The 10,730-nt window shown below is 69.6% G+C and carries 2 protein-coding genes; both read left to right on the top strand.

Annotation, left to right across the window (positions count from 1 at the left end; translation table 11 throughout):
- The first annotated feature begins 9 nt into the window (after positions 1-9).
- Positions 10-4,146 (top strand): amino acid adenylation domain-containing protein, encoded by a 4,137-nt coding sequence (locus ACFWGJ_RS35500; RefSeq protein WP_387332832.1) that lies wholly within the window; start codon positions 10-12, stop codon positions 4,144-4,146.
- Positions 4,147-10,730 (top strand): amino acid adenylation domain-containing protein (locus ACFWGJ_RS35495; RefSeq protein WP_387332830.1); only part of this gene is annotated, 6,584 nt, incomplete at its 3' end. It abuts the gene before it with no gap.

Below are 10,730 nucleotides of genomic sequence, written 5' to 3'. Positions count from 1 at the left end.
GGTGCTGGTGTGGGTGCTGGTCGGGGTGTGGTGTCTGTTGGTGGGCCGTTGCCGAATACGCGGCTTTATGTGGTGGACGGGTTTTTGCGTCCGGTGCCGGTGGGTGTGGTGGGGGAGTTGTTTATTGCGGGTCCGCAGGTTGCTCGGGGTTATGGGGGGCGGCCGTCTTTGACGGGGGAGCGGTTTGTTGCGGATCCGTTTGTGGGGGATGGGTCGCGTATGTATCGGTCGGGTGACCGGGTGCGGTGGCTGGCGGATGGGCAGTTGGATTTTGTGGGCCGGGCCGATAGTCAGGTGAAGGTGCGGGGGTTTCGTATCGAGCCGGGTGAGGTCGAGGCGGTTCTCGCCGGTCATCCGCAGGTTCGTAGTGTGGTTGTTTCGGCTTTCGGGGACGGTGCGGATCGCCGGTTGGTGGCGTATGTGGTGTCGGCCGAGTCTGGTGCGGGCATTCCGGCGGTGGGTGAGTTGCGGGAGTTCGTGGGGCGGAGCCTGCCTGCATTCATGGTTCCTTCCGTGTTCGTCGAGGTGGCCGTGTTGCCTTTGACGCCGAATGGCAAGGTCGACCGTGATGCGCTGCCGGTTCCGGAGGGTGTGCGTCCCGGGCTGGAGGGATTCGTCGCGCCGGCGAATGCGACCGAGGAACTCCTGGCGGGGGTGTGGGCACAGGTCCTGGGTGTCGACCGGGTCGGGGCCCACGACAACTTCTTCGAACTCGGCGGACATTCACTGCTCGCCACCCAGGTCGTCTCGCGCATCCGCTCCGTGTTCGCGACCGAGGTCCCCCTCTCGGCGCTGTTCGACCACCCCACGGTCCGCGAGCTGTCCGACGTCGTCGTCAACTCGGACGAAGCGGTCACCGCACCGCCCATCACGGCGACGAGCAGGGACCACGAACTCCCGCTCTCCTTCGCGCAGCAGCGCCTGTGGTTCCTGGCCCAGCTGAATCCCGGGTCCACCGAGTACAACGTGCCCCTGCTGGTGCGCTGGCCCGGCGAACTCGACATCGAGGCACTGACTGCTGCACTGGGCGCCCTCGTGGAACGGCACGAGATCCTGCGGACCCGGCTGGTCCCGGGCACCGACGGCGTCGCGTACCAGGTGATCGACGAGCCGACCCCCTTCGTCCTCCCGTTCGCCGACGTCTCAGGCCACGACGACCCAGCCGCGGCGGCCCGGAAACTCGTGAACGCGGAGGTGATGGCCCCCTTCGACCTGGCCCGCGGACCACTGGTCCGGGCCACCCTCATCCGGATGTCCGTCGACGAGCACGTCCTGGCTCTGGCCCTGCACCACGTGGCCTTCGACGAGTGGTCGGTAGGCATCCTCCGTGCGGAACTCGCCGCCCTGTACGAGGCGTTCCGGGCCGGCGAATCGGACCCGCTGCCGCCGCTGGCCGTGCAGTACGCGGACTTCGCGGTGTGGCAGCGGCAGTGGCTGACCGCCGACGTGGTCGACGCCCACACGGCGTACTGGCGCGACCAGTTGGCCGACCTGCGGGCGCTGGAACTGCCCACGGACAGGATGCGCCCGCCGGTACGGTCCACCGACGGCGCGGCGGTCGACTTCTCCGTCCCCGCACCGGCCGCGGACGCCTTGCGGGAGCTGTCCCGCAAGAACGGCGTGACGATGTCCATGACGCTCCTTGCCGCGCTCGACGTGCTCCTCGGGTGGTACACGGGGTCCGACGACGTGGTGGTCGGTACCCCGGTCGCCAACCGGAACCGCGCCGAGACGGAGGACCTGATCGGGTTCTTCGTGAATACCCTGGTCATACGGACCGACCTGTCCGGCGATCCGACCTTTGCCGAGCTTCTCGGCCGGGTGCGCAAGACGGCCCTGGCCGCGTACGCGCACCAGGATCTGCCGTTCGAGCAGCTGGTGGACGAGCTTGTGACGGAGCGGGACCGGTCCCGGACCCCGTTGTTCCAGGTGTTCTTCAACTACACGCCTGAGGGAAACCCAGGCCAGGGTGACGGTCAGGAGCGGCCCGACGCGCACAAGGGCGAGGCCGATGAGTCGTCGTTCGACGTTCTGGCGACGACCTCCGTCAACTTCGACCTGGCCGTCGCACTGGCGGACCACGACGGCTCCCTGGCGGGGCAGATCGAGTACAGCACCGCGCTGTTCGACGCCGCGACCGTGGAGCGGATGGCCGGCCACCTGGTCGCGTTACTCGAAGCCGTCGCCGCGGACGCCAAGCGGCGGGTGGGTGAGCTGCCGGTGCTGTCGGCGGGTGAGCGTGAGCTGGTGACGGAGGGGTGGAACGCGTCGTCGGTCGAGTTGCCGGTGGTGGGTGGGGTGCATGAGCTGATCGCTGAGCGGGCTGCCTCGGCTCCGGATGCCGTGGCTGTGGTCGCAGGCGGGGAGTCGGTGACGTATGGCGGGTTGATGGCACGGTCCAACCGCCAGGCGCATCACCTGCGCGGTCTGGGTGTCGGCGCCGAATCGGTGGTTGGACTGTGCCTGCCGCGTGGCATCGACATGGTGGCGGCGATGGTCGCGGTGTGGCAGGCGGGTGGGGCATATCTGCCGCTGGATCCTGAGTACCCGGCTGACCGGCTGGAGTTCATGCTGGCGGATGCGGGTGTGCAGGTCGTGGTGGGTGAGCGTTCTCTGGTTGAGGGTCTGTCTGTCGGGCAGGGTGTGTGGCTGGATGATCCGGCTGTAGGGGAGGTCCTGGCCGGGCTTCCGTCGTCGGAGGCGCCCGAGGCGACTCCGAGTGCTGACCGACTCGCCTATGTGATCTACACGTCGGGTTCGACGGGGCGGCCGAAGGGTGTGCAGGTCGGGCACGGCAGTGTGGTGGGCATGGTGTCCGCGCTGGCTCCGGTTCTCGGTGCGGGTCCGGGAACGCGGGTGCTGCAGTTCGCCTCCTTCAGCTTCGATGCGGCCGTGCTGGATGTGGCGGTGACGCTCGCTTCCGGCGGTGTTCTCGTCGTCGCGTCGTCGGAGGAGCGGGCCGAGGCGGCGCTCCTGACGTCGATGGTGCGCGCCGAGGGCGTGGGCGCGGCGAGTGTGGTCCCGTCCTTGCTGGGTGTGCTGGATCCGGGGGCGGTGTCGGGGCTGCGGACGCTGTTGCTGGGGGCGGAGCGGCTGACGGAGCCGGTGGCGCGCGCCTGGTCGTCCGGCAGGCGGTTGGTGAACACGTATGGGCCGACGGAGTCGACGGTCATGGTGACCAGCGGCGTCGTGGACCCAAATCTCCAGCGGATGCCGACGATCGGTTCCCCGGTCGCCAACACCCGTCTCTACGTCCTGGACGGGTCGATGAGGCCGGTACCCGTCGGCGTCCCCGGCGAGGTGTACATCGCCGGTCCGCAGGTCGCTCGCGGCTACCGCGGGCGTCCCGGTCTGACGGGCGAGCGGTTCGTCGCCGACCCGTTCGCCGCTGACGGTACGCGGATGTACCGGTCGGGTGACCGGGCGCGCTGGCTGCCGGACGGGCAGCTTGACTTCGTCGGCCGGGCCGATGGCCAGGTCAAGGTGCGTGGGTTCCGTATCGAGCCGGGTGAGATCGAGGCCGTCCTGACCGACCACCCGCAAATCCGTACGGCGGTCGTCGCCGCCTTCGGCGACGTTGAGGACCGGCGCCTGGTCGCGTACCTGGTCCCCACCGACCAGATCGCCGGTATTCCGTCCGTCGGCGAGTTGCGGGAGTACGCGGCGAGGTGGCTGCCGGCCTTCATGATTCCGTCGGCCTTCGTGGAGCTCGGGGCCCTGCCGCTGACCCCGAACGGCAAGCTCGACCGTGCGGCCCTGCCCGAACCGGACGGGGAGAGGCCGGAACTCAACGAGTTCGTGGCTCTGTCGGGTGACGCGGAGGAGGGGCTGGCCCGGCTCTGGAGTGAGGTGCTCGGGGTGGACCGGGTCGGCGCCACGGACAACTTCTTCGAGCTGGGCGGGCACTCGCTGCTCGCCACACAGGTGACTTCGCGTATCCGGGAAGCCTTCGAGCTCGACGTCCCACTGTCGGCCCTCTTCGATCACCCCACGGTGCGGGGCTTGGCCGCCGTGGTCGAAGAACTCATCTGGTACGAGATCGACCACATGCCGGAGGACGAAGTCGTCCAGAGCCTGGACAGCTACGCGCAGGGTCTGGACAGCTACGCGCAGGGTGCAGAGTCCGACGAGAACGGGGTTTCCTGAATGTCCATCTCCCCTGCGGGGCTTCTGCAGCAGCTTGAGAACATCGGCGTCCGCTTCGGTGTCGTCGACGGACGGTTGCGGATCTTCGCACCCAAGGGCGTGCTCACCGAGGAACTCCGGACCCAGCTCCAGGCCTGCCGCGACGAGGTCGTCGCGCTGCTCGTCGACCGTGAGGCGGAGTCGACGGCCACGGCCGACCAGGCGCCGCCGATGACTGTCGCCGACCGCAGCGAGCGGCTGCCGCTGTCCTTCGCGCAGCAGCGCCTCTGGTTCCTCGATCAGCTCGACCCTGGATCGGTCGAGTACAACGTACCCATGCCGATCCGGCTCGGCGGGGTGCCGGACGTGCCCGCGCTCGGAGCCGCCCTGAACGCGATCGTCGCCCGGCACGAGGTACTGCGTACGCGACTCGTGGCCGGCGACGACGGTGTGCCGCACCAGGTGATCGACCCGGCGGCACCCCTGCCGCTGCCGGTGGCCGACGTGTCGGGCGCGGAGGACCGCGGTTCGGCCGTGTGGGCGCTGATGGCCGCGGACGCGGCGCAGCCCTTCGACCTCGCGGGCGGCCCGCTGATCAGGGCCCTGCTGATCCGGATTGCACCCGACGAGCACATCCTGGCCCTGTCCATGCACCACGTCTCCTTCGACGAGTGGTCGAAGCGCATCTTCCACGACGAATTCCTGCTCTCCTACGAGGCGTTCCGAGCCGGGCGCCCGGACCCGCTGCCGCCGCTGGCCGTGCAGTACGCGGACTTCGCGGTGTGGCAGCGGCAGTGGCTGGACGGTGAGGTCCTGGACGAACAACTCGCCTACTGGCGAGCCCAGTTGCATGGAGTATCGGCTCTGGACGTGCCCACCGACCGGCCGCGGCCGGCGGTCTGGTCGCCGGCGGGTGCCATGGTGCAGTTCACCGTGCCCGCGCGGACTGCTGACGGCCTGCGCGAGCTGAGCCGGCGCAGCGGCACGACGATGTTCATGACCCTGTTGGCGGCCTACAACGTCCTCCTTGCCCGTTACGCGGGCACGGACGACGTGGCGGTGGGCACGCCGGTCGCCAACCGGAACCGTGCCGAGACCGAGAAGCTGATCGGCTTCTTCATCAACACCCTCGTCATGCGCACCGACCTGTCCGGCGACCCGACGTTGGTGGAACTCCTCGCCCGCGTAAGGGAGATGGCCCTCAATGCGTACGCGCACCAGGACGTGCCGTTCGAGCAGCTCGTCGACGAGCTGGTCACGGAGCGGGACCGGTCGCGTAGCCCGCTGTTCCAGGTGCTGTTCAACTACTTCACCGAGGACGGTCGGCGCGGCGGGGGCCGTGACTCGCGCGACCCGTCCCACGACCGCCCGCGCGACGCGGAAGAGGACGGCACGGACGACGGCCTGGCCCTGGAGGGCGCCGCAGACGACGTCGTCGCCAAGTACGACCTCCGGCTGATGCTGACGGATGGCGGTGGCGTGCTGTCCGGCGTGATCGAGTACAGCACCGCTCTGTTCGACGCCGCGACGGTCGAGCGGATGGCCCGACACCTGGTATCCGTGCTGGACGCGATGGTCGACGACGCGGGACAGCACGTGGGCGAGCTGCCCTTGCTCACCGCCGGCGAGCGCGACGTCCTGGTGGACGAGTGGAACGCGACGGCGGAGCCGTTGCCGTTGGTGGGTGGGGTGCACGAGTTGATCGCCGTGCGTGCTGCGCGGACGCCGGACGCGGTGGCGGTGGTGTGCGGTGAAGTGTCCGTCGACTATGCGGAGTTGATGGGTCGGGCGAATCGTCTGGCGCATTATCTGCGGTCGGTGGGGGTGGGGTCGGAGTCGGTGGTGGCGCTGTGTCTGCCGCGTGGTGTGGACATGGTGGTGGCGATGCTCGCGGTCTGGCAGGCGGGTGGCGCGTATCTGCCGCTGGATCCGGAGTATCCGGCCGATCGGCTGGGGTTCATGCTGGGTGACAGCCGGGCGACGGTGCTCGTGGGTACCGAGGAGCTGGTCGACGAGCTGCCGGTGGGGCGTCTGCGGACGGTGGTCGTGGACGACCCGATGGTGCGGGCGGCGCTGGCGGAGCTTCCGGCGAGTGCGCCCGAGGTGGTGACGTCTCCTGATCAGCTGGCGTATGTGATCTATACGTCGGGTTCGACGGGCCGTCCGAAGGGTGTGCAGGTCGCGCATCGGGGTGTGGTGAATCTGGCGCTGGCGCAGGGGCGTGTGTTCGGTGTCGGTGAGGGTGAGGGGGTGCTGCAGTTCGCTCCGTTCGGTTTCGATGCTGCGGTGTCCGAGGTCGTGGTGACGTTGGCGGCCGGTGGCCGGCTGGTGGTGGCCACCGGGCAGGAGCGCGGTGAGCCGCGGGCGCTGGCCGGTCTGGTTCGGGAGAAGGACGTGCGGGTGGCGACGTTGCCGCCGTCGCTGCTGTCCGTGCTGGAGCCGGCCGACCTGGCCGGTCTGCGGACCCTTGTCACGGCGGGTGAGAGGCTGGAGGAGGCCGCGGCGGCTCGTTGGCGCGGCGAGTACCGCCTGCTGAACGCGTATGGTCCGACCGAGGCGACGGTGTGCGCGAGTATGGCCGTCCTCGACCCCGACGGTGAGGGCGTGCCGTCGATCGGCGCACCGATGGCCAACACCCGCGCCTACGTCCTGGATGCTCAGCTGCGCCCCGTCCCTGTCGGTGTGTCCGGTGAGCTGTACATCGCCGGTGTGGGTGTGGCTCGGGGGTACGGGCGTCGGGCTGGTCTGACCGGAGAGCGGTTTGTCGCGGATCTGTTCGCTGCGGACGGCTCGCGGATGTACCGGTCGGGTGACCAGGTGCGGTGGCTGGCGGACGGCCGGTTGGAGTTCGTGGGCCGGGCGGATGACCAGGTCAAGATCCGGGGCTTCCGTGTCGAGCCCGGCGAGATCGAGACGGTCCTGGCCGCGCATGCCGCCGTACGTACGGCGGTTGTCACGGTGGATGGTCTGGAGGGGGATCGGCGGCTGGTGGCGCATGTGGTGCCGGCCGATCAGGAGGAGGGGATTCCGGCGGTCGGTGAGCTGCGGTCCTTCGTGGCGGAGCGGCTGCCCGGGTTCATGGTTCCCTCCGTGTTCGTCGAGGTGGCCGCGCTGCCCCTCACACCGAACGGCAAGGTCGACCGAGCCGCGCTTCCGGCTCCGGACGCCGTCCGGCAGGGCATGACCGGCTTCGTCGCGCCCGCGAGCGTGACGGAGCAATTGCTGGTCGAGATCTGGGCCGCGGTACTGGGCGTGGACGAGATCGGCGCGACCGACGACTTCTTCGAGCTGGGCGGACACTCGCTGCTCGCCACCCAGGTCGTTTCCCGTATCAGGGAGGCGTTCGCGGCCGAGATCCCGCTGGCCGTGCTGTTCGACCACCCGACGGTACGAGAGCTGGCCGCGGTGATCGACCGGACCGGCAACCAGGTGGTCGCCGCCGTGCCGCCCATGACGGTGGCCGACAGGAACGAGCCGCTGGCGCTGTCGTTCGCGCAGCAGCGCCTGTGGTTCCTCGACCAGATGGAGCCCGGGTCCGCCGAGTACAACGTGCCCCAGGCGATCGTCTGGACCGGCGACCTGGACGTCGCCGTCCTGAACGAGGCGCTGACCGCGGTGGTGACCCGGCATGAGGTGCTGCGGACGCGCCTGGTGGCCGATGCGGACGGCACACCGCACCAGGTGATCGACGAGCCGAAGCCGTTCCCGCTCGTGCTCACGGACGTGTCCGGCGACGCCGACCCGCTCGCCTCGGCCCGCGAGGTGATGCTCGCGGATGCCGTGAACCCGTTCGACCTGGCCGTCGGACCCCTGATCCGCGCCACGCTGATCCGCGTACGGTCCGACGAGCACGTCCTCGCGTTGGCCATGCACCATGTCGTCTCCGACGAGTGGTCGGGCCAGATCCTGCGACGTGAGCTGGCCGCCCTGTACGAAGCCTTCCGTACGGGAGAGCCGAACCCACTGCCGCCGCCCGCCGTGCAGTACGCGGACTTCGCGGCGTGGCAGCGGGAGTGGCTGACGGGCGATGTCCTCGAAGCCCAGCTCTCCTACTGGCGCGCCGCGTTGGCCGACGTGCCCGAGCTCGACCTGCCCACCGACCGGCCGCGTCCGGCGGTCCGTTCCTCCGCGGGTGCGGTGCGGCGGTTCAGTGTGTCGGAGGGGACGGCTGAGGCGCTGCGAGCACTGTCGCGTGAGTGTGGCGCGTCGATGTTCATGACGCTGCTGGCGGCCTTCGATGTGCTGTTGGGCCGGTATGCGGGGTCGGAGGATGTGGTGGTGGGCACGCCGGTGGCGAACCGGAACCGTGCGGAGACGGAGGGCCTGATCGGGTTCTTCGTGAATACGTTGGTGATGCGGACGGACCTGTCCGGTGACCCGTCGTTCCGTGAGGTGTTGGGGCGGGTGCGGGAGACGGCTCTGGGTGCGTACGCGCATCAGGATGTGCCGTTCGAGCAGTTGGTGGACGAGCTGGTCACGGAGCGGGACCGGTCGCGCACCCCGCTGTTCCAGGTCCTGTTCAGCTACGTGGCCGAGGAGTCGGACGGCACCGCGCAGGACACGGCGGCCGAGGGCCCCGACGGTCGGGCCGACGCCACGGACGACCTGGGCGCGAGCGAGCTGCCGGTCAAGTTCGACCTGGCGCTGACGATGAGCGACGCCGACGGAACCCTGACGGGCACGATCGAGTACAGCACTGCGCTGTTCGACGCCACGACCGTGGAGCGCCTGGCGGGTCACCTGGTCACCGTGCTGCAGGCGGTGGCCGAGGAGGGCGACTGCCGGGTGGGTGAGCTGCCGGTGCTGTCGGCGGGTGAGCGTGAGCTGGTGACGGAGGGGTGGAACGCGTCGTCGGTCGAGTTGCCGGTGGTGGGTGGGGTGCATGAGCTGATCGCTGAGCGGGCGGTTGTCGCGCCTGATGCGGTAGCCGTGGTGGTCGGCGGGGAGTTGGTGACGTATGGCGGCTTGATGGCACGGTCCAACCGTCTGGCGCATCACCTGCGCGGTCTGGGTGTGGGCGCCGAGTCGGTGGTGGGGCTGTGCCTGCCGCGCGGGATCGACATGGTGGCGGCCATGGTCGCGGTGTGGCAGGCGGGTGGGGCGTATCTGCCGTTGGATCCGGAGTATCCGGTGGACCGGCTGGAGTTCATGCTCGCGGATGCGGGTGTGCGGGTCGTGGTGGGTGAGCGTTCCCTGGTGGAGGGGCTGTCCGTCGGGCAGGGTGTGTGGCTGGATGACCCGGCCGTAGGGGAGGCCCTGGCTGGGCTGCCGTCGTCGGAGGCGCCTGAGGCGGTTTCGAGCGCTGACCAGTTGGCGTATGTGATTTATACGTCGGGTTCGACGGGGCGGCCGAAGGGTGTGCAGGTCGGGCACGGCAGTGTGGTGGGCATGGTGTCCGCGCTGGCTCCGGTCCTCGGCGCGGGTCCGGGAACGCGGGTGCTGCAGTTCGCCTCCTTCAGCTTCGACGCGGCCGTCCTTGATGTGGCGGTGACGCTTGCTTCCGGCGGTGTCTTGGTGGTGGCGACGTCGGAGGAGCGGGCCGAGGCGGCGCTCCTGACGTCGATGGTGCGCGCCGAGGGCGTGGGTGCGGCGAGTGTCGTCCCGTCCTTGCTGGGTGTGCTGGATCCGGGGGCGGTGTCGGGGCTGCGGACGCTGTTGCTGGGTGCGGAGCGGCTGACGGAGCCGGTGGCGCGTGCCTGGGCGTCCGGCAGGCGTCTGGTGAACACGTATGGGCCGACGGAGTCGACGGTCATGGTGACCACCGGTGTCGTGGACCCGGACCTCCTCACCGGTGCGCCTGCGATCGGCTCCCCGGTGGCCAACGCCCGTCTGTACGTTCTCGACGACCGGCTCAGCCCTGTCCCCGTGGGGGTGGCCGGTGAGGTGTTCATCGCGGGTCCGCAGGTGGCCCGCGGTTATCGAGGTCAGCCTGGTCTGACGGGCGAGCGGTTCGTTGCCGACCCGATTGCTGCTGACGGCTCGCGGATGTATCGGTCGGGTGACCGGGCGCGTTGGCTGCCGGACGGGCAGCTTGACTTCGTTGGCCGGGCCGACGGTCAGGTCAAGGTGCGTGGGTTCCGTATCGAGCCGGGGGAGATCGAGGCGGTCCTGACCGACCATCCGCAGGTTCGTTCCGCGGTCGTCGCCGCCTTCGGTGACGTCGAGGACCGACGCCTCGTCGCGTACCTGGTCCCCGCCGATCTGACGGCCGGCATCCCCTCCGTCGCCGACCTGCGCGCATATGCGGGCAGTCGGCTGCCTGCCTTCATGATCCCGTCCGGGTTCGTGGAACTCGCGGCCCTGCCGTTGACCCCGAACGGGAAGCTCGACCGTGCCGCTCTGCCCGATCCCGACAGTGCCTGGGTGGGTGTGGCGGGGGAGTTCGTGGCGCCGCGTTCTGAGGTGGAGCGGGTGTTGGCGGGGGTGTGGGCTCAGGTTCTGGGTGTGGAGCGGGTGGGGGTCGAGGACAATTTCTTTGAGCTTGGCGGGGACTCGATTGTGAGTATCCGGGTGGTGGCTCGGGCGCGTGAGCTGGGTGTTCATGTGTCGGTGGCGCAGTTGTTCGATCATCAGACGGTGGCGGGTCTGGCGTTGGTGGCGTCGTC

It is taken from the genome of Streptomyces sp. NPDC060205, assembly GCF_042728395.1.
Classification (GTDB): domain Bacteria; phylum Actinomycetota; class Actinomycetes; order Streptomycetales; family Streptomycetaceae; genus Streptomyces.
The sequence above is the reverse complement of the archived record's forward strand: the minus strand, read 5'-3'. Positions and strand labels throughout refer to the sequence as shown.